Raw genomic sequence first — 20418 nt, 5'->3', positions numbered from 1 at the left:
ATCTCCGTTCACCCAGACAGTTCCATCCATGCCCAACGTCAAATTCCGCGCCAGTCGCCGCACCCTTACCAGCCACGCCGGGCTATCCATCATCGGGCAGTGCTTCGAGATCGCCGGCGTCGACAGCATCGACGGCCGTTTCCCCACCACGCTGGGCATGCGCACCAGCGACGTGGTCAAGAGCTACCTGGGCCTGCTGTGCCTGGGCATGAGCGACTATGATGCCATCGAAAACTTCCGCCGCGACAAGCCCTTCCAGCAACTGCTGACCCTGCAGAAGGTGCCCAGCACGGCGACGCTGCGACAGCGGCTGGAGAAGCTTGCCGCCAACGACCTGCAGGCACGCACCGCCACCTGGTCCACCATCCTGCTGTCGCTGGTGGAGGCACCGATCACCGCCGAGACGACACATGTCTGCCTCGACATCGACACCTTCGTCATGGACAACAGCAACTCGAAGAAGGAAGGCGTCTCGCGGACCTACAAGAAGGTCGACGGCTACACCCCAATCGCCGCCTACCTGGGCAACGAAGGCTGGTGTCTGGGCCTGGAACTGCGTCCCGGCAAGCAGCACACCATGAAGGAGAGCAACGCCTTCCTGGAGCGGGTGCTGCCCCGCGCCCAAGGCCTGACCGAGCGACCTATCTTGCTGCGCGAGGACAGCGGCTTCGACAGCCAAGCGCACCTGGCCCTTCTCGAACGGCAGCGGCTGGCCTTTGCCGAGGAGGGCCGCCGGCTGGACTACCTCGTCAAATGGAACCCGCGGGACTCGGCCACGGCCGATCAGGACACCTGGCTGGCCGTGGCGGCGGACTATTGGGAAGAATTGCGCCCCGGAAAGCGCCAGGCACTATGGACGCAGACCGTCTCGATCCGCGATGGTCGGTCTGAGTACGAGCTCAAGCGCGTGATGCGCCTGGTGGAGCGCACCGCCGATCACGATGGCCAGTTACTGCTCGAACCGGAGTATGAGCTGGAAGGCTGGTGGACCAGCCTGGACGAGGCGCCGGAGGCGGTGATCAAACGCTACCAGGCGCATGCCACTCATGAGCAGTTTCACAGCGAGATCAAGACCGATCTCGACCTGGAGCGGCTGCCGTCGGGAAAGTTCGCCACCAATGATCTGATTCTGCACCTCGCCCAGCTGGCCTACAACATCCTGCGGCTGATGGGCCAGATGGGCATGACCGGCGAGCTGAGCCCGGTGCGCCATCCCGCCAAGCGGCGCCGGATCCGCACCGTGCTCCAAGAGTTGGTACATCGCGCGGCTCTCGTGATCCACAAGGCACGGCAGGTCATCCTCGACTTCGGGCAGGACATCGGGCGCATGACGGTGTTGAACACCCTGCGATGCCGCCTTCGCTATCCCCGAGGCACACCATGCTGATCGTCTGTCGGACAACGACATCACGTAGAGGGCTGACGGTCACCGGCAGCCAGCATCACCGTGCCCGGCGGGTAGCTATGCATGTCAAAACGGGCTGCCGTCGCCGGTCAACGCCGCCCTGGTCGGCCATCACCGGCATGCATTGGGCAGTTGAGACGGAATCGGAGGTCAAAAAATGCGCACTGGCGGTGATAGGGGAAGTGTCGGCGCTGGCTTCACGGAATCAGGTTTTCGTTTGGCGAACACCAGGATGTGGCGTGGAGCTATGAGCGGCCGGTGGAGGGAGTGGAAGCACTTGCCGGATGGCTGGCGTTTTACGAGGGGGTGACGGAATGACGGGAATCGATGCCGAACAGCTCCTTCGATCACCACCTCGTCCTGTAGGAGGTCGCTCTAGCGCGCGACCAGCGGCGGCTGATCTGGCCAGATGGAGGCACTGGCTATCGGAAACTGTCGGCGTGAGGGAAGAGAAGGGCAGAAAACGACCCAAAGCGGACACTAAAAAACTTCTAAAATCCGCTGTATGGTTTTCTGAAATTTTTCATTAATTGTTGTGCAAAGTTTGAGAGCTTGATAAGCATGGAAGAAAAAAAATACAACTTGCCATTGCAAACGCTTCCTTCACTAGAGTACTCCCATCACTATCAGGACCTAGTCGAACTTAATGAACACCTCTCTTTAAAAGGGATAAAATTAAAAAATACAAGAATCGAGAGATATTTGGACTATTTTTCTTTGGTTTTGGAGGAAGATGCAGATCCTTGGAGAGTGTTTAAAAATTCATTGGCAGGGCCGTTTGAAAGCCCGTTGGATTGGGAGCTTTATGTGTTGCGGGAAGTTCACGAGCTTATGTGGATATTGAGGGGGTTGAAATGCAAAGAGCCTTTAGGTGGTGATGAGAAGTTGGAGCTCATGATAGGAGGAAGTGACTTTGCTGCACTAGATAAAGACTCTGGCTCTAGGAATGCTCAGTTTGAGCTTAGAATCGCTAGTTATTTTTTGCAATATGGCTGCCATGTAGATCTTACTACCGAAACTGATGTTATTGCTTTTTCAAAAAAAGCAGCCTTTTATATTGAATGCAAGAGAGTTGCCAGCAGTAAGCAATTGAGAAAAAGAATAAGAGATGCTGAAGCTCAGCTGCTAAAACGAATGCCAAAAAACGTGATGGGAGGAACGTCTTTGGCTGCGTTGCTGCTGATGTAACTAAAGTTGCATATAAGCATAATGGTTTAACGTTTGCCGTTACTGGTGATCATGCTAAAGATACGATTCAAAAAGATTTAAAAAAGGTGGTTAGCCACTTGGAGTCTAATTCAGACCTCGGAATAAAGAGGAGAATTTTTAATTATTGGTTTCAAATTCATATTCCCTCGTTGGTTTCTCACCCTGCATCAGTGAGCACTAGGTTTTCTTCATTCCACAGATTTAAAGAACATGCGAATAGAAAGGAAATTAAGGCCGCTAAGATTTTTCGTGAAATTTTTGAGTCTGCTTCACTAAAATCTGATAAAAGAGAAATTCCGCCTCAGGAACTTAAGCGTCGAACTAGATTTCATATTCCGGCAGGGGCTGTTTACTCATTTGACGACGATGTAGTTTGTAGTGTGTTTAAAGAAAAGGAAATTGAAAAATGGCCAATAGAAACGAGGTTGGCAGTCTTGGAGGTTGGCGGCGATGTTCACTACTTTCATGTTGCTGATTTAGAGATGGTGTTGCCTGAAGTTAGAAAAGCCATACATGAGAATAGATATGAAAAATTAGAAGAGATAGCCTTGGTGATGATAGCCATTATGTTTTCGTTTAGATTTCCTTATGAGTGATTTAAGCCTCTGGCTGTATTAACAGGCTTGCGTTAAGCCTGCCGGAGGAAATATATAGCGCACTCATAGAAGCTTTCTGATGGAGCTGGGCATGAGCACCAAGTGACGAGGTGCCTAACAGGTCGCTCCAGTCGTACGACAAGCCTGCTATGCGGCTTTGTCGTTGTTGTATATCAATAAAATCTCAATGGCCGCTTCTGGCCGAAAGCCGACCTCACCTGCAAGGGTGATATCGGCTTTCCTACATCCGCCCCAACCCACTCACCCTCACCACTTCCCTCGTCACCGCCTCGTCCAGCATCCCACGGCCCGTCTCCACCAGCGTCAGCCAGTCCCTCGCTCGGGTGATGCCGGTGTAGACCAGCTCCCGGGTGAGGATGGGGTTGGGGGCGTCGGGGAGCAGCAGGGCGGTGTGGGTGAATTCCGAGCCCTGGGATTTGTGCACCGTCATGGCGAAGACGGTTTCCACCGCCTGCAGGCGGCTGGGTAGCACCCACTTGATGTCGCCGCTGCCGTCGCTTGCCGGGAAGGCGACGCGCAGCAGGGTGCGGCCGGGTGATTCGGTGGCGCTTCGGGCCTCGGGTACGGCGAGGGTGATGCCGATATCGCCGTTCATCAGCCCCAGGCCGTAGTCGTTGCGGGTGACGAGCACCGAACGGCCCTCGAACCAGCCCTGTTCCAGCTCCAGGTCGCTGGCCTTGAGCCAGCCGGCGCGGCGCAGCGCCCGGCCGATGCGCGGGTTCAGCCCCTCTATCCCCCAGGGGCCTTTCCGCAGCGCGCACAGCAGCTGGAAGTGGCCGTGGGCGGCGAGCACCTGGCGGGCCCAGGCGTCGTAGGGCTGACGCGCTTCGCCTTCGCCGAAGTAGGGCTGAGCGGGGCGCGTTGCCTGCATCACCTCCAGGTAGTGGGCGTAGCCCCGAGGCGGGGCGATGGGCTCGCCGCGGCGGTCGTGGCGACCTTCGCCGCTATTGATGAATCCGGTCGGGTTACCGTTGACCACCAGCCGCTCCAGCGCCGGGTCGTCGGCGTCCGCCAGGGCGAGGCGGGCGATATCGGCGTAGCCATGCTGGAAGATCTCGCGTACCGCGCGTTTCTTCTCTTTCTGCTCCGCTTTCTCATTCTGGCAGGGGCCGTGCGGGCGGTTGACCGCCTCGGCGAGCTGCCCGATGCCGCTCTTGGCATCGAAGCGGTGGCTCACCCGCAGCATGGCGATGGCCTGGTCCAGCGGCTGGCCTTCTGCATCCTGGTACTGCGCGGGAATCGGCGTGCCGGTCACCCGTTGCAGCCAGTCACAGGTGGCCGGGGTGTAGTGGCCGCCTTCGGCGCGCTGGCACAGGTCGCCGAGCACGGCGCCGGCTTCCACCGAGGCGAGCTGGTCCTTGTCGCCGAGCAGGATCAGCCGCGCCTTGGGCGGCAGGGCGGTAAGCACGGCGGCCATCATCTCGATATCCACCATCGAGGCTTCGTCGATCACCAGGGCGTCCAGCGCCAGCGGGTTGCCGGCGTGGTGGCGGAAGTGGCGAGTATCCGGCCGCGAGCCCAGCAGGCGGTGCAGGGTGGTCACCTCGGTGGGGATACTGTCGCGCAGGGTTGAGATATCCACACCCTGTTGGCCCACGGCGGCGGCCAGTTCCACCAGCGAGAGGTTCTGCACCTGCTTGGCGATGGATTCGTTGAGCCGTGCGGCGGCCTTGCCGGTGGGGGCGGCCAGGCGAATATGCAGCGGCCGCGGGGCACTGGCGCCGGGTTGTGCAGTTTCGCCAAGGGCCAGCGCCTGCAGCAGGGCGAGCAGCTTGACCACGGTGGTGGTCTTGCCGGTGCCGGGGCCGCCGGTGATCACCGCGAAGTGAGCCTGGGCGGCGAGGGCACAGGCGATTTTTTGCCAGTCCAGTTCGGTGGTGGGGAAGAGGGAATCAAGAGCGGTGGCGAAACGGTTAGTGTCAGTGGCGCTATCCGGGCGCCTGTCGGCGCCAGTCGTGAGCTGAAGCTTCCTCCTACAGGTTTCGTCGCTTGTGCTGGAGAGTAAGGCGTCGCCGCTTGTGCCCAGTCTTGCCGAGATACGTTGGCGGATGTCCTGCTCGTACTGCCAGTAGCGGCGCAGGTAGAGCCGCACGTTGCCGTCGCGCTCGCTGCGCACCAGCGGGGTGTTGCCCGGTGGGGCGTTGTCGTCGGCGATCAGCAGCGGGTTGTCCAGGGCGGCGCGCCAGGTGGCGAGTTCCAGCTCGGCCAGCAGCTCGCTGGGCAGCGGCGGCGGGTCGCTCAGATCGTCGCCTTCCGGCGGCAGCGAGAGCGCCAGGTCGGGGGCGGCCAGGGTCTGGGCAAGGTCGAGGCAGACGTGGCCGCGGCCGAGCTGATGACTGGCCAGCGCCGCGGCGAGCAGCAGCAGGGGCGAGGCGTCGTTCACTTCACGGTGCAGGAAACCCGCCAGCGCCCGGTCCAGAGCGCGCAGCCAGCCGCGCGTCACCCAGCGGTCGAGCAGGGCGAACAGCGCCTGGGTGTCGTGGAGGGCGGCTTGTACGTTGCCCTGTGCGGCTTGGGGCGATTCCGGCTTGGCGGGTAAGCCCTTGTCGGCTGCCTGACTGATGCCTGCTGATTCTTCACCGAGATCGGCGAACAGGTCCGGGGTGGCGTCGTCGTGGGGCTTGCTGCGCTTGCTCATGCCGGCGCCTCCGTGGTGGTGGGGGTGCCTGCCGCCTGGGCATCGCCCTGGAACAGCGCGTCCAGCGCTTCGATCAGCTCCCGCGGGGGGCGCTCGGCGTGCACGCCGCGGCTCTCCGCATTGGCACCACGCAGGAACACGGTGAGCGAGCCGCCGATATGCCGGTCGTAATCGTAGCCAGGCAGGCGCGCCTTGAGCAGTCGATGCAGGGCCAGCAGGTAGAGCGCGTACTGCAGGTCGTAGCGCTTGGCGGCCACCGCCTGACGCATGGCCTCAGGGCTGTAGGCGCTGTCGTCCGGCCCCAGGTGGTTCGATTTCCAGTCGGCCACGTAGTAGCGCCCATCTAACTCGAACACTAGATCGATGAAGCCCTTGAGCATGCCGTTGAGGGTGTCGACATCCAGCGCGGGGCGGGGGGTGCCCGGTAGTGTGTAAGCACTGACGAGGGCGTCCAGCCCGCGGGTGTCGACCCGGTGCGAGGAGAACCAGAACTCCATCTCCACCTGATAGCTCGTCAGCGCTTCGAGGCTGAGGCTGCCCGCGCCGTTGGGCAGCGGCAGCGGGGCGGCGAGCAGGGTGCCGAACCAGGCGTTCAGGGCGTTCAGCCACGGCTGCCAGCCGCGCACCTGGCAGCGCCGGGCGAGGGCATCCTCGCGCAGGGCGGGGTCGCGGGCCACGCGGGCGAAGCCCTGTTCGCCGGCCCATTCCAGAATGCCGTGGAGGAAGGTGCCGGGCCCCGGTCCACGGGGGAATCGATGCAGCGAGGGCAGCGGTTCGCCCTGGCCGCTGTCACGGGGCTCCTCCAACACCTCCAGCGCGGTGGCCTCCATGGCGGTGGCCGGCTCCGGCAGGCTGTCGCCCTGTGAAGCGCCCATGGCATCGGGTAGCGCCGGTAAGTCAGTGCTGACTGGGGCGCTGGCCGCTTCGACGCTGACCGTCTCGCCGGAGAGGCGCAGCGCCGAGTAGCTGGCGATCCACCAGTGCTCCCGGGCGGGGCGTGCGGGGGTGCGCGCTTCGCCCAGGGCCTCGTCGCGCTCGCTCTGGCGGACGACCTGGCCGTGGGCCGGCGGCGCCGGGGCGATCTCGATGGCGCCGCAGTCGCCCTTGAGCCGCTCGAGCGCGCTGGCAAATCCAGCGGGGCTCAGCGGTTCGCCATTGGCCAGCAGCTGCCCGATGGCGCTGCCTTCGCCGCCCTTGAGCGGGGCCATGCCGAGCCAGGTAGCGTGGCGGGCGCGGGTCAGCGCTACGTAGAGCTTGCGCAGGTCCTCGCCCAGGCGCTCGCGGTCGACGGTGGCCAGGGTCTCGTCGTCGGCTTCCAGGCTGATGCGCAGGCGGCCCTCGGCGTCGTGCCAGCGTAGCGGCGAGTCGTCCTTCTTGGTGGCGCGGTGGTTGCAGATGAAGGGCAGGAACACCAGCGGGTACTCCAGGCCCTTGGACTTGTGGATGGTGATGACCTGCACCAGGTCGGCGTCGCTCTCCAGGCGCAGCTTGTGGGTGTCGCCATGGCCTTCGGGATTGGCGATGGCCTCGGCGAGAAAGCGGATCAGCGCGTGTTCGCCGTCGAGTTCCTGGCTGGCGTGCTGCAGCAGTTCGCCCAGGTGCAGAAGGTCCGTAAGCAATCGCTCACCATCCACGAATGTCTGCACGGGCGAATCGCTGTGTTGCTCGGTGCTCGTAAGCTCGCCTAACCCCACGTTATGTCTCGCTTCCTGTGCGCCGAGCGCCTTGCGCTTCATCCCGTTCGACGATTCGTGAGCAGGCCCGCTTTGTAAGAGCCGCTGAGCCACGTCGAAGTCGTGGATGATCTTGCGCACCAGCGGCAGCACGCCCTGGCGTTGCCACAGCCGGTGGTAGTCGCGGAACTGCAGCACATGGCCTTCCCAGGCCAGTTCGTCTTCGTTGAGGCGATCCAGCGTGGCGATATCGAGCCCCAGCACCGGGGTGGCCAGGGCGGTACGCAGCAGCCTGTCATCGTCGGGCGCCGCGCAGGCGCGCAGCCAGGCGTCGAGCTGGGGGGCAACCGGCGAGGCGAACACCTTGTCCTTGTCGGAGAGGTAGACGCTCTTCACTCCGCGCTGGGCCAGCGCCTGGCGGATCGAGCGCGCCTCGCCCAGGCCGTTGACCAGCACCGCCATATCGGAAGGCTTAAGCGGCTTGAGCGCCGCCGTTTCTTGAAAACCGGCGCTGCCGCCCTCCGCAAACCCGGTGTGGCCGATTAGCCCCTCGTTAAGCAGCTCCACCATGGTGGAGGCGCAGCGTTCGGCCATCTCCTGCTGGTAGGCGGTCTTGGAGAGCGGCTCGTCGCTGTCGAGCTGCCACAGGGTCATGGCCGGCAGCGGCTGGCCCTGGCGGGTGAGTGAGTCCTTGCGTCCTTTGGCTCCCACGGGCGAGAAGGGAACGGGGTTCCCCTCGGGGGAATTGAAAAGAAAGGCGCCGGGCGGGTGTGCCTCGGCGAAGGCGAAGCAGCGGTTCACCGCCTCGACCATCGCGCGGCTGGAGCGGAAGTTGGTGCCCAGGGTGACGTGGCGGCCTTGGGTGTCGCGGCGGGCGCGCAGGTAGGTGTAGATATCGGCGCCACGGAAGGCGTAGATCGCCTGCTTGGGGTCGCCGATCAGGAAGACGCCGCACTCTGGGCCATTCTCGCGGATGCGGTACACGCAGTCGAAGATGCGGTACTGCACCGGGTCGGTGTCCTGGAACTCGTCCACCAGGGCGACCGGGAACTGACGGCGGATCTGGGCGCCCAGTGCGTCGCCGTTGGGGCCGGTGAGCGCCCGGTCGAGATGGGTGAGCAGCTCGTTGGGACCCATCTCGGCGCGGCGCTCCTGCTCGCGGTCGAGCCGCGCCCGGCACCAGTGCACGGCGTGGGTGAGCAGGTCGGCGTAGGGATCGGGCAGGGCGTTGAGCTCGTCCTGCAATGCTTCCAGCGCGGCCAGCGCCGGGTGATCCGGCGGCTCGCCCTTGAGCCAGATATCGGCCATGCCCTGGGGCGTGAGGCGCTTCCAGGCGGCCTCGGTCAGGCCGGGCCGGGTGGCGTCGCCTTGGCACCATTCACGCAGCTTGCCGAACCAGTTGGCGCGGCTCCTGGCGTTGAAGCTCTGGCCCTTGAAGGCCTTCTGCCGGGCGGCCTCTTCGAACAGCGCCTCGCACTCGTCCAACCATTGGGGCCAGGGGGCCTTGAGCCGGGCCAGGCGCTCGGCGGTTTCGCGGCTGGCGTTGGCGATGGTCTCGGCCGGGGGCGGGGCGTTCTTGTTCAGCGCCTCGGGCTCACTCAGCGCTTCGCTGTGGGGCATCAGGTCGCGCACCGCCTGGTGCAGCGCTTCGGGTGTTTTCCAGTGCGGCACCACGGTGGCCAGCTCGTCGACGCTCAGCGGGTAGTAGAAGCTTCGCCAGTAGTCGCGCACCACCTCGAGCTCCAGCTCGGTCTGGTCGTTTTCCAGGTTGAGCGAGAACAGGCTGCCGCTGTCGAAGGCGTGCTCGCGCAGCATGCGGTAGCACCAGCTATGGATGGTGGAGACGGCGGCCTCGTCCATCCATTCGGCGGCGAGCTGCAGGCGCCGGGCGCAGGCGGGCCAGGTGGCGGGGGCGTATTGGTTGCGAAGAGAGATGAGAAGTGGATCAAGACCCTCGCTACGTCCTGTCCCCGGCGCCCCTTGGTCAGCCGATTCGTCAGCAGGATTTTGCGGAGGCGCTGTGAACCCGTCCCTGGGCGCTACCGATGCCCTGCTGCGCTCTCGCGTCCCGCTTCGCTGGCAGGTCCGGTGCTGGCCATCCATGGCCAGCCCGTTCGGAGCAGTGCTCCTCACCCCTGGCATAGGACCTCCGCTCCGTTCTGCTCCCGAAGCTTCGGCAATGTCGGATGTAGTTTCGGGTGTTTGCAAAAATACACCAGCGGCTTCCACCAGCCGCGCGCGAATCCGCTCGCGCAGCTCCTGGGTGGCGGCGTTGGTGAAGGTGACGACGAGAATCTCGGGCGGCGTGAGCGGGCATTCGAAGGCGGCAGCGTCGTCGGCCGAGCGGGCGCCGAGCACCAGGCGCACGTAGAGCAGGGCGATGGTGAAGGTCTTGCCCGTGCCGGCGCTGGCCTCGATGAGGCGGCTGCCGTGAAGCGGAAACTCAAGCGGATTCAGCGCAACTGGCTGCGCGACCGAATCACTGCGTTGCGCGGTGCTCATAGACTCGCCTAACCCCAAGTTATGTCTCGTCTCCTGCGCTCCGTGCGCCTTGTGCTTCATGTCGCTCGCCGAGTTGCGGGTTCCGTCGCTCATGGCTGGCTCCCCGCTTGCTTCGTTGCCTTCTTCCCTCTCTCTTTCTTGTCGCTCTCTTTCTTGTCGCCCCCTTTCTTATCCCCTTTTACGGCCAGATGCACCGGGGCGAGCAGCCGCTCGGTGAGTTCGGCGAAGCCGAGTTGGTCCTGGCGTGCCTCATAGAGCGCGGTGAAGCTGGACCAGCGGTGGGCGAGGTAGGGGTTGCGGCCCGCCTCGCCAGCGTTGAAGTCGTCGCCGTTGTAGGCGCTGGCGGCGGCGCGCCAGGCGTCGCTGACTCGCTCGCTCTCCGGTGGGTGTTGTGAAGAGCCCAGCTTGCTCAGCCACACGAAGGCGGTGTCGCAGGCCAGCGGTAGGGGCGTCTGCATGCCGGCCTGCCAGGTGCGGACGATCTCGCGCAGCTGCTGGCGGGCCGCTTCCGGATCGAGGGGCGGCAGGGTGACTTCGCCGGCCTTGGAGAGCAGCAGGGTGGTCATGGGCCGGTCGTTCAGGTGGCCGGCCAGGTGCGCGACCCAGTGGCGCAGGATCTGCGACCAGCGGTACTTGCCCTTCTTCACCAGGCTGCTGCTGGCGAGCACCAGGCGGCAGCGCTCGCCCGACTCGCTCTCGCGTAGCTCGTCGAGCCAATCCTCGATAGGCGGGGCACCGGGCACGCTGAGCTGCACCGGCTCGGGGTCGTCCAGTGAGCGGGGCCAGGCGTCCAGGGCCTGTTCATAGGCTTCGAACAGCGCGTCCATCGGTTCGCTGAGCTGTTCGCGCATGCGCTCGCCGAAGGCGCCCATGGCCAGCACCCCTTGGCCCTGAAGGCGGTCGAGGGTGTCGAGCAGGACGGGCAGGCGCTCGCGGCCTTCGTCCACGGCGCGGCGCTGCTCGCGGATCAGCAGGTCCTGCAGCTGCCAGTTGGCGAGCCCGTCCAGGTCGAAGGGTTCGTGGTCGAGGCTGACGATGTCTTCGCGCTCCAGAAACACCTTGAGGCGGGTGGTAAAGAAGGCGCGGGCCGGGTCTCTCAAAAAGCTCCCGAGTTGGACCAGGGTCAGCGGCGTGTCTTGCGTGAACGCTTCAAGCTCGAGAGGCGCCGCTTCCGGTGCTGTCTCGCCGTGCACCTCGCGCCACTCGTGGGCGTAGGTGAATAGCCTTCGGGCCGACACGCTGCGCTCGGCCTGCTGCGCCTCGGTGGGGAAGTAGCGGCGGCTGAAGGGCTGCAGCGGGTGCGCGGTGGTGAGGGCGGCGAGCAGGTCGCTTCCGTCGGTGGTTTGCCATCCCGCTTCAAGATGATCGCGCAGCTGGCCGACCAGCACCGAGGGCGGCTTCTCGCTGTTGTCAACGATGCTGCTGGCCACCCAGCTCACGTAGAGCTGCTCCCGGGCGGAGAGTAAGGCTTCCAGGAACAGGTAGCGGTCGTCCTCGCGGCGCGAGCGGTCGCCGGGGCGGTAGTCGCCGTTCATCAGGTCGAAGTCCAGCGGCGGGTGGCTGCGGGGGTAGTCGCCGTCGTTCATGCCCAGCAGGCAGACGCGTTTGAAGGGGATGGCGCGCATCGGCATCAGGGTGGCGAAGTTGACCGCCCCGGCCAGGAAGCGCTGCGACAGGCTCGGCTCGTCGATCTGGGCCAGCCAGTGTTCACGCACCACCGAGAGCGGCAGCTGCCGGGTCAGCCCAGCCTCTTCGGCGCTCTCCTGCCAGCTCTGCAGCGCCTGTTCGAGCTGGGCCAGTATCAGGCTGTCTTCCGGGGCCTCGGCCAGAAAGCTCGCCTCCAGCAGGGTGCGCAGGCGCGCTACCCAGCCGGCCACGTCGGTGGGTTCGCGCAGGCGGCGCCACTGCTGCTCCAGGGTGTCCAGCAGCGCGGCCAGCGGGCCGGCCAGGGCCGCCTCCAGCCCACCGATGTCGTCGAAGGGCTCGATGCCCTGCCAGGGGCCGCTGGCGGCCTCGCCCACGGCGTAGCCCAGTAGCAGCCGGCGCAGGCCGAAGGCCCAGGTGTTCTGTTCCATGCCGGCGGGCAGGTCGAGGCTGCCGCGCTGGCCGGCGTCGAGCCCCCAGCGGATGCCGGCGCCCTCGATCCAGCGGCGCAGGGTGGGCACGTCCTGCTCCTGAATACCGAAGCGGGCGCGCAGGGCGGGGACGTCGAGCAGGTCGAGCAGGTCGCTCACCGAGAGGCGCAGCTCCGGCAGGCGCAGCAGTTTCTCCAGCGCGATCAGCAGCGGCAGGCGGTGGCGGCTGCCTTGGTCGGAGAGGGTGAAGGGGATATAGCGCGGGTCGTCGTGTTCGATTTGGCCCCTCGCATATTGACCAAAGACGGCCTGCACGTGGGGCGCGTAGTGGTCGATGTCCGGCACCATCACGATCACGTCGCGGGGCTTGAGGCTCGGGTCGGCGCTGAAGGCGGCGAGCAGCTGGTCGTGGAGGATCTCCACTTCGCGCTGGGGGCTGTGGGCGGCGTGGAAGACGATGGAGTCGTCGAGGCTTGGGTCCACCGCCGGCCAGGTCTCGCGGGTCTCGTGCAGCGGGCGCAGCTCGCGGATGTCGTCCTGCAGCTGCTGCAGCAGCCGGCCGTTGCCTTCGCGCACGAAGGGCTCGAAGAGGTCGATGCGCAGCGAGTCGGCCTGGAACAGTGGCTCGTACTGCTGGGCATCGTCGTGCTCGTCGAGCAGGCGCAGGTAGTCACGACCCTGCTTGCCCCAGGCGGCCAGCAGCGGCTGGGCGTGCAGGTGCAGGCTCTCTTCGCCATCTCCATCGCCGAGTACGTCGAGCCGATCCGGCATGCCGGCCTTGCGGTGTTGGCGGTAGCGCTGGGCACGAAGCAGGTCCTTGTGTTCGATGATATCGGCCCAGTAGTGCTGGCAGGGGTTGTGCACGCACAGCACCACCTGGCAGCAGCGGGCCACGGCGGCCAGGGCCTCCAGCGCCTGCTGGGGCAGCGAGGAGATGCCGAACACCATCACCCGGCGCGGCAGGCCGGGGGGGCAGTCGCTGCCGTGAAGCTCCCGGGCGGCGGCGAGAAAGCGCCGGTGCACCATGGCACGGCTGGAGGCCACGCCGTCGTCGCCCACGTCGGCGATGAGCGCTCGCCACAGGGCCGGCTGCCAGCGCTGGGTGTCGGAAAGCGTCTGGGCGTGGCCGCGGGGGTCGATCAGCACGTCCTCGCCCCGGGCCCAGGCCTCGAGCCAGTCGGCGCGGTATACCTGGTACTGGTCGAACAGGTCGGCCAGGCGCTCGGCGAGCTGGTGGTGCTTGCGCAGGTCGCCGTCGCCTTCGAGGAAGCGGCGCAGCGGGGCGAACTCGTCGCGCGGCATCAGTTCCGGCAGCAGGCGCAGTAGCCGCCACAGCAGGCGCGACTTGTCGAAGGGCGAGGTGGCCGGCACTGCGTTGGGGTCGCCCTCCACATGGTTGAGCACCGCACGGTAGGCCTGCCACAGGAAGCGCGCCGGCAGGGTGACGTCCAGCGCGGCGGCGATACCGCTGCCGCCGTCGACCTCGTCGGCGGCCAGCGCCAGCTTCATCCACTGGCCGATGCCGTTGCTCTGCACCAGGATCGTCTCGTTCTCCAGCGGCGCCAGCGGGTGACGCTTCATCCACTCTACCGCCACGCCGCGCAGGTCCTCCAGGCGGTTGCCGTGAACGACCATGAAGCCGGGGGTGAGGACAGCGTCGTGGGTGGCCGGGGGCATGATGCGGTTCCTTCGCGATGGCGAAGGGTCATGGTGCCATAAATGCGCTTTTGCAGTTTTGCAGTTTTGCAGTGTTGTAGTTATACAGTGCCAGCCGGGTGCGGAATGGCATCGCCAGGGCGTCAGCGGTGGGCGTTGCCATGCGCCTCCCGGTCGAACGCAGCGGCCTCCTGTGGGTGGATGTGACCCATGAGCCGACGCGCTCCTTCTGTCCCTTCCCTATAACGAGGCCCTCATGGAAACCGTAACCCCGCCAGAGCAGACCACCGTTCAGCCACTCAGCAAGCGCCTAAAGCATGCCACCCGAGAGCAGCATGAGCGGGTCGATCACGCGATCATGACGCTGCGCCCTTTTGACGACCTGGAAGGCTATGCGCGCTTCTTGCGGGTGCAATACGGCTTTCAACAGCGCTGCCTGCCCTGCTATCGCCATCCGCAGCTGGCCGACTGGATCACCGACCTGGGCCCGCGCTGCCGATACGCCGCCGTAATACGCGACTGCCAGGATTTGAACGTCGACGTCGAACGGCAGGCAAAGGCGAAGCCGTTGGCAGCGCCGACAAGTGAGACGGCGTCCAATCTGTTGGGCTGGCTGTACGTGAACGAGGGCTCCAATCTGGGGGCGGCCTTTCTGTTCAAGCGTGCCGCCGAGCTAGGGCTATCTGCCCGCTACGGGGCGCGCCACCTGGCGCACAGCGACGATGGCCGCGGCCTGCACTGGCGACACTTCACCCAGCAGCTGGATGCGATAGCGCTAAGCGAGGCAGACATCGCCCAGGCGGTCGCTGGGGCCAAGGAGGCTTTCGCCTATGTCGAAACGCAAGCACGTTCGCTGGCGCGCTGAATGTTCAACCCGCTCGGGCGAGATCGCTACAGTCGGGGAGCCAACCCCGCAGCGCGTAGGTGATCGAGCAGTTCTGCGACCAGCGGCATGCTGCTTATCTGATCGGCAGGCACCCAGTGCACCTCGGCGGCGTCATCGCCGGCTTGCAGCACACCGCCGATGGGGCTAGCGGCGAAGTCATGCAGTTCGTAAACGATGCCGTCATCCCAGGCTAGCTGTGCCGTCCACAGCCGCTGACCAACCTCGACGCGCAAGCCCGTCTCCTCGAACGCCTCGCGGGCGGCGGCGTCACGCAAACTCTCTCCTGGATCGACCTTGCCACCGGGCACCGACCATAAGCCCGCTTCGGGCGGGTTAAGACGTTTCACCATCAGGATGGCGCCATCCTCGCGCTGAATGACCGCGCAAGCCGCTTGTATCGTTCTTGGCACACTGTCCTCCATCGATGCTCGAACCACCCCGAGCCAAAGCCTGCCCCTTAGCGTAACGCTTGCATGCAATCTGCTGCGCCACTTTTCAGCTCATGTTGCACAAGTCGTTGAGGAATATCTTTGCCTCAGATCTCATTATAAATGAGAAGTATAATCACTCGATAAATTGTGTGCGGAGAGGGACCCTACTTGCAGTATGAATAGCGCGGTGGCTACCCAGCGCGACTACCTGCTCGCCTGGCTCTCGCTGCGCTGGCAGGCGGGAGTACTCGATAAGGGCGATATCGAACGGGTGGCGGGGCTTTCGGTGCAGGTTAGCGCGCGGCTTGGTTAAGCGTCGCGCGTGGCCCGGGGTGAGCCCAGCATGCGCGCCAGGATGCCATCCTTGAGCCACAGGCGATGGGCCAGTGCCATCGCCACATGGCCAGCGATCAGTGCCAGCAGCAGCCAGGCCAGGGTGCTGTGCAGCAGATCGGCAGGTGCCATCATCCAGGCAATCTCGCGCTCCGCTTCCGGCAGCAGTTCCATGCCATAGAAGAACAGGTGGCCGCCCCGGCCATACTGGCGCAGGATGGCCAGCGTCGGTATCAGGATCAACAGCACATAGAAGGCCAGGTGCACGCTCCGAGCCAGCAATCCCCCCAAGCCTGGTGGGCGGGGCGGTCGGTGATGGCGCTGGCGGTAGGCCCAGATGGCGCGCAGCAGCGTCGTCACCAGCAGCATGGCGCCCAGTGAGCCATGAGGGCCGATCCTTGCCAACAGCAGGGTGACGGGGTGCTCACCGAATCCCTTCCAGGCCAGCAGTACGCCGAATAGCAGTATCACTTGCGCCGCCGTCAGCCAGTGAAGGAGACGGCTGATGAGACCATAGCGATCAGGAGTGTCTCGCCAGCGATTGGCCGGTGTTGTCATGACTCAGGGGTCCACGCGATGTTCAGCTGTCCGCCTTGCCCAGGCGCCAATAGCCCATGCTGGTGACGCACTTCAACCAGCGCAGCTTGGCGGGGGGAGAGAGGGGCTGGATATCATCGCTACGCGGCACTTCGATCAAGGCCTCTACCCGTGGGGCGAGGGGCAGGTCGTCGAGTGTTTCGAAGATGCCGGCGGCCGCCGGCAGGGCGGTCTCGTCGGCGATAATTAGGATGCGCCGTACACCCCGCGGTGGCTTCCACTCATAGCCGAGCTTTTCGCCCCCGGCATTGGCCAGCGGGGCGGTCATCGCCAGGCGGTCGCCGGGGCGGGCGCGCATCGCCCAGCGTGAGGCGGGGCCGTTGTCGCCATGCAGCACGAACTCGACATCGACTTCGCCGCGTGCCGGGCGCAGTGCGCGAATGGTGTAGGTGCGCATAGGGGGGCGCTGGGTGTCGGGCAGGGCACGATAGGCGCCGAACCAGTCGTGCTCTTCCAGCTTGGCAATCTCGAACAGCGCGTCTAGGCCGTTGGCATCCTTGGGAAAGAACAGTTTGATGCGTTGGTCCGGCGCGTGAGTGGCCATCTGGCCAACCTGGGGCCCGGTGAAGGTGAACCTGACCAGCGATGGGCTGACCTGGGTACGGCGTGCCAGGGTGATATCGAAAAGGCGATAGCTCGTGCGTCCAGCCATAGTGGATGACTCCCATGGTGAGGTGGGAATACTATCACTGGTAGTAATGATTCTCAATTATATTGAGTATGATGAATAACCCCGCCTGAAACGTTAACTCTCATGGGTATTGGATGAACCGTAGGTTAACGAGGCGATGGTAATGGTGCGATTGTTATGGGTGGCATTGGCGGCATTGAGCTTTGCTGTGGGTTTTCTCGGCGGTATCGCCAAGGAGCACGTTCTCGGCATCATCAAGCCGCATATCTTCTTCGACGACCAGGCGTCTCATCTCTCAGCCACCAGCGATCTTTTGCCATCGGTGCATGTACCGTTCGGGCAGCTCAACCAGGGGCTAGGCGCTATTCAGGAGAACACCATTCGGCCTGGCCATTCATCGCTGGAAGAGGATCATTCATAAGCGTCACATCGACGTCGTACCGCGGCACCCCGAGCAGGCGCCTCCAGCGCCTGAGCTCCACGCCTGCCGCCGAGTGGGCTCGGGCGTGTCATGGCCCTAATTTAGATTGGCGCGGAATCGACAAGACAATCCTCGAAATTCGCAAGAGACCCGTTGATTCAGCGCATAAGGTTGAGAAAGGAGCGATCCGTTGCGGTATGAAGGCGCTCCCTCCCATGACACAACAGAAACAACAACCCAGGAGTTTCTTATGAAGTTTCCTTTCTCGAAGACTGCCATTGCCGTGGGGAGCGCCATGCTGACCCTGACGGCTGGCGCGGCACTGGCTTCCGATGCGCCCAGCCTGGGGAGTGATCCGATTCGCATCGTGATGCCCTATGGTGCCGGCGGCAGCACCGACATCACCGCGCGGATCATCGCCGCCAACGCTGCCGAGCACTGCGGCACTCGCATCGATGTGGTCAGCATGCCGGGCGCAGGGGGCATGGAAGGCCTGCAGTTCGTGGCCGACGCTGAGCCCAACGGCCATACCATCCTGATGGCGGACTACTCCGCCACCATCACCCAGACTCTTACCGAGGATACGTCCTGGGAGGTGGAGGACTGGGCGCCGATCGTTCATCTCACCGATTGGAAGCCTACCGTCTATGCCAAGGCCGACCATGCGATCCAGAGCATCGAGGACTGGGTCGAGCTGGCCGAGGCCGAGCCCAACACCCTGGTCTTCGGCCATGCTGACCCGCTCAGCCTGGTGCACCTGCCGCTGGTGTTGCTGGAGCAGGAGACCGGCATCCAGAACGTTCATCTGCCGACTACCGGCGGCGGCGAGACCCGCACCATGATCCTCGGCGGCCACATCGACCTGGGCATGACCCTGCCGCCCTCCATCGTCTCCAACGTCAACAACGGCGAGGTGACCGCGATCGGCGTCTTCGCCGACGAGCGCTCCGACGTGCTTCCCGACGTGCCCACCTTCCAGGAGGCCGGCTACGACGTCTCCTTCGAGGCCCCGCTGCTGGTCTACACATTCTCTTCCGTGCCGGAGGAGATCCAGCAGCAGCTTGCCGAGTGCATCATGACCGGGCTGGATACCGCCACCGCCCAGAGGATGAGCGATCAGGCCTCCGCCGGCCTGGATAACGTTCAGGGGCTCGAAAGCGCGCAGGCGGTCTATCGCGACACCACCGAGCGCGTTCGCGAGGTGCTGGCCGCAATCGGCGAGGAGTGATTCCTGGCCCATTGCCCGGGGCGCCAGCGTAGCTGGCGCCCCTGTCTGCCGTGATTCCTGGAGCCTCGCCGGAGAGCGCTGATGTTAGATCTTGTCATTGAGGCCAGCGCGCTGGCCTTCCATCCCTATGTGTTGATGTATGTGTTCCTTGGGGTGCTGCTTGGCATCACGCTGGGCGCCATTCCCGGCTTGTCGGGCGACATGGCCATTGCGCTCCTACTGCCCTTCGTATTCTTCCTGGAGCCGGCGATGGCCATGGGCCTGCTGGTGGGGATCTACAAGGGGGGGCTGTTCGGCGGCTCGATTGCCGCGATCTCCTTCGGCGTGCCCGGCACGCCAGGGGCGGCGGCCACCAGCATCGATGGCTACCAGGCCAAGCTCAAGGGTAGGCCCAGCAAGGCGCTGCACACGGCACTGTATTCGTCGGTGATCGGCGATACCACCAGCGATCTCGTGCTGATATTTATTGCCGTGCCACTGGCGGCGGTGGCGCTGACCTTCGGGCCCATCGAGTTCTTTGCGCTCTATGCGTTCTCATTGATTCTGATTGCCGCGCTCAGCCAGGGCATGGTGGCCAAGGGGGTGGCAGTCGCCGCGATTGGTGTGCTGCTGGCGATGATCGGCCGCGACCCTATCACCGGCGCCTCGCGGCTCACCTTCGGTATGCCCGAGCTTTCCGGTGGCCTTAGCCTGATTCCGGTGCTGATTGGCATTTTCGCCATCTCCGAGGTGGTGATTCAGGGGGCCAAACTGTGGCGGCGCAAGGTCGACAAGCTGATGGATGACGTGGCCGAACAGGCTAGCCTGCTGCAGGGCTACGACATCAGCAAGGACAGGCTGACCTGGGCCGAGTTCAAGTCGACCCTCAAGGCGACCTATATCGGTGCCGCCGTGGGCACCTTCATCGGGGCGCTGCCGGGGGCGGGGCAGTCGCTGGCGGCCTTCATGAGTTATGGCCTGGCCCAGCGCTTTTCACGGCGCTCCGAGGAGTTCGGCAAGGGCTCCCTGGAGGGCATCGCCAGCGCCGAGTCGGGAAACAGCGCTACGGCGGGGTCGACCTTCATCCCGCTGTTTGCCTTCGGCATCCCCGGTAGCGCCACTGCGGCGCTGTTCGGTGCGGCCTTCATCCTGATGGGGATGACCCCTGGACCCAGCCTTCTCAGCGACAATACGGCGATCATCTATGCGCTGTTCTTCACGCTGATCTTCGCCAATCTGGTCAATCTGGTGCTAGGCAAAATCCTGCTGCCTTACTACTCCCGAATCGCCATGATTCAGCCGGGCTTCATGATTCCCGCGGTGTTCATCCTGGCCATCGTCGGCACCTATGCGGCCAACAATTCGGTGGTGGATGTGTGGGTGCTACTGTTCGCCGGGGCGCTGGGTGTGACGCTGCGGCTGATGAGTTTCCCTCTGGCACCGCTGGTGTTGGGCTTCATCATTGGTCCCGGCGCCGAGAGGGCCCTGCGCCAATCGATGATCATGGGGGGCGGTGACTGGACGGTGCTGATCACCAGTCCCATTGCGATCGGCTTCTACGTGGCGGCCTTCGCGCTGATCCTGCTCTTCACCTTTGCCTTGAGGGCCAAGTCATGAATCGCACGATCACCAAAGAACTGCTCTCCGCCGCCCTGATGCTGGGGCTGGGCTTTGCCGGACTGCTGCATATCGAGCATGGGGCCTGGCGGCCCGCGCCGCTGGTGCCCTCCTATATCATGCCCCAGACGGCCTACTACTTCCTGGTTGCCGGGGGGCTATGGGTCCTGGCTACCCTCGGGTTGTTCACGCTGCGTCAGCGGCTGAAGGCCCTGGAGCCCCGCGGTGCCCAGGATCAGGACCTCGTAGCCATTGCCGTATCCGTGGCGTTGATGCTCGGGGGCGCGGTGCTCTACTTCCTGATGGTGCTCAACGTGGGGCTGGTAGTATCCACCGTGGCTTTCAATGCGGTGCTGATCGCAACGCTAGCGCCCAACGTCGGCCTCAAGGGGCTGTTGATCGTGCCGCCGCTGGTGGGCCTGGCAGTGTGGGTGCTGTTCGTGCAGATGATCAGCGTCACCCTGCCGCCGGCGTTACTGTTCTAGTGTTGCATCGTGTCGGCTGCCATCAACGCCCTGTC

The 20418-nt window shown here is 64.3% G+C and carries 16 protein-coding genes; 10 read left to right on the top strand and 6 right to left on the bottom strand.

Features of this window, described 5'->3' with window-relative positions; translation table 11 throughout:
• Window positions 1–28 precede the first annotated feature (28 nt).
• From ACZIYR_RS15590 to ACZIYR_RS15575, 4 genes are all read left to right on the top strand, one after another.
• The gene (locus ACZIYR_RS15590; RefSeq protein WP_473034048.1) at window positions 29–1387 is read left to right on the top strand and encodes an IS1380 family transposase; all 1359 of its coding nucleotides are present in this window, start codon (window positions 29–31) and stop codon (window positions 1385–1387) included.
• Window positions 1388–1609: 222 nt separating this feature from the next.
• Window positions 1610–1723, top strand: a complete 114-nt coding sequence (locus ACZIYR_RS15585; protein WP_483529093.1) for a DUF427 domain-containing protein — start codon at window positions 1610–1612, stop codon at window positions 1721–1723.
• A 243-nt stretch (window positions 1724–1966) separates the two neighbouring features.
• Window positions 1967–2593, top strand: a complete 627-nt coding sequence (locus ACZIYR_RS15580) for a hypothetical protein (protein ID WP_483527336.1) — start codon at window positions 1967–1969, stop codon at window positions 2591–2593.
• A 98-nt stretch (window positions 2594–2691) separates the two neighbouring features.
• Window positions 2692–3210: a hypothetical protein gene (locus ACZIYR_RS15575; RefSeq protein WP_483527335.1), complete on the top strand. Its 519-nt coding sequence runs from the start codon at window positions 2692–2694 to the stop codon at window positions 3208–3210.
• Between the two features lie 241 nt (window positions 3211–3451).
• On the opposite strand, the gene recD is transcribed toward ACZIYR_RS15575, so the two are convergent.
• The 3 genes from recD to recC all read right to left on the bottom strand — a co-directional run bounded on the left by recD (window position 3452) and on the right by recC (window position 13796).
• Window positions 3452–5869, bottom strand: coding sequence for an exodeoxyribonuclease V subunit alpha (gene recD / locus ACZIYR_RS15570; protein ID WP_483527334.1), 2418 nt, complete (start codon window positions 5867–5869; stop codon window positions 3452–3454).
• A complete protein-coding gene (locus ACZIYR_RS15565; RefSeq protein WP_483527333.1) occupies window positions 5866–10044 on the bottom strand; it encodes a UvrD-helicase domain-containing protein in 4179 nt (1392 codons plus the stop codon). Before ACZIYR_RS15565 ends, recD begins: the two co-directional genes overlap by 4 nt.
• Window positions 10045–10133: 89 nt before the next feature.
• Window positions 10134–13796, bottom strand: coding sequence for an exodeoxyribonuclease V subunit gamma (gene recC / locus ACZIYR_RS15560; protein ID WP_483527332.1), 3663 nt, complete (start codon window positions 13794–13796; stop codon window positions 10134–10136).
• A 235-nt stretch (window positions 13797–14031) separates the two neighbouring features.
• On the opposite strand from recC, the gene ACZIYR_RS15555 reads away from it, so the two are divergent.
• Window positions 14032–14640, top strand: a complete 609-nt coding sequence (locus ACZIYR_RS15555) for a biliverdin-producing heme oxygenase (RefSeq protein ID WP_483527331.1) — start codon at window positions 14032–14034, stop codon at window positions 14638–14640.
• 26 nt (window positions 14641–14666) lie between these two features.
• Here the strand turns inward: ACZIYR_RS15555 and ACZIYR_RS15550 are convergent, their stop codons facing one another.
• A complete protein-coding gene (locus tag ACZIYR_RS15550; RefSeq protein ID WP_473034684.1) occupies window positions 14667–15083 on the bottom strand; it encodes an NUDIX hydrolase in 417 nt (138 codons plus the stop codon).
• Between the two features lie 184 nt (window positions 15084–15267).
• Here ACZIYR_RS15550 and ACZIYR_RS15545 point away from each other — a divergent pair, with 184 nt between their 5' ends.
• Complete coding sequence (locus tag ACZIYR_RS15545) at window positions 15268–15405, top strand: hypothetical protein (RefSeq protein ID WP_483527330.1); 138 nt, start codon at window positions 15268–15270, stop codon at window positions 15403–15405.
• Here the strand turns inward: ACZIYR_RS15545 and ACZIYR_RS15540 are convergent.
• Together ACZIYR_RS15540 and ACZIYR_RS15535 are read right to left on the bottom strand one after the other, a co-directional pair.
• Window positions 15402–15983: a cytochrome b gene (locus tag ACZIYR_RS15540; protein ID WP_483527329.1), complete on the bottom strand. Its 582-nt coding sequence runs from the start codon at window positions 15981–15983 to the stop codon at window positions 15402–15404. The two genes, ACZIYR_RS15545 and ACZIYR_RS15540, sit on opposite strands and share 4 nt — an antisense overlap.
• 22 nt (window positions 15984–16005) lie before the next feature.
• Complete coding sequence (locus ACZIYR_RS15535) at window positions 16006–16674, bottom strand: siderophore-interacting protein (RefSeq protein ID WP_483527328.1); 669 nt, start codon at window positions 16672–16674, stop codon at window positions 16006–16008.
• A 142-nt stretch (window positions 16675–16816) separates the two neighbouring features.
• On the opposite strand from ACZIYR_RS15535, the gene ACZIYR_RS15530 reads away from it, so the two are divergent.
• From ACZIYR_RS15530 to ACZIYR_RS15515, 4 genes are all read left to right on the top strand, one after another.
• The gene (locus ACZIYR_RS15530; protein ID WP_483527327.1) at window positions 16817–17074 is read left to right on the top strand and encodes a 5'-nucleotidase; all 258 of its coding nucleotides are present in this window, start codon (window positions 16817–16819) and stop codon (window positions 17072–17074) included.
• A 250-nt stretch (window positions 17075–17324) separates the two neighbouring features.
• Complete coding sequence (locus ACZIYR_RS15525; RefSeq protein WP_483527326.1) at window positions 17325–18302, top strand: Bug family tripartite tricarboxylate transporter substrate binding protein; 978 nt, start codon at window positions 17325–17327, stop codon at window positions 18300–18302.
• Window positions 18303–18383: 81 nt separating this feature from the next.
• Complete coding sequence (locus ACZIYR_RS15520) at window positions 18384–19898, top strand: tripartite tricarboxylate transporter permease (protein WP_483527325.1); 1515 nt, start codon at window positions 18384–18386, stop codon at window positions 19896–19898.
• A complete protein-coding gene (locus tag ACZIYR_RS15515) occupies window positions 19895–20383 on the top strand; it encodes a tripartite tricarboxylate transporter TctB family protein (protein WP_483527324.1) in 489 nt (162 codons plus the stop codon). Before ACZIYR_RS15520 ends, ACZIYR_RS15515 begins: the two co-directional genes overlap by 4 nt.
• The last annotated feature ends 35 nt before the right edge of the window (window positions 20384–20418 follow it).

This window comes from Billgrantia sp. NRB1, assembly GCF_056921725.1.
The sequence above is the reverse complement of the archived record's forward strand: the minus strand, read 5'-3'. Positions and strand labels throughout refer to the sequence as shown.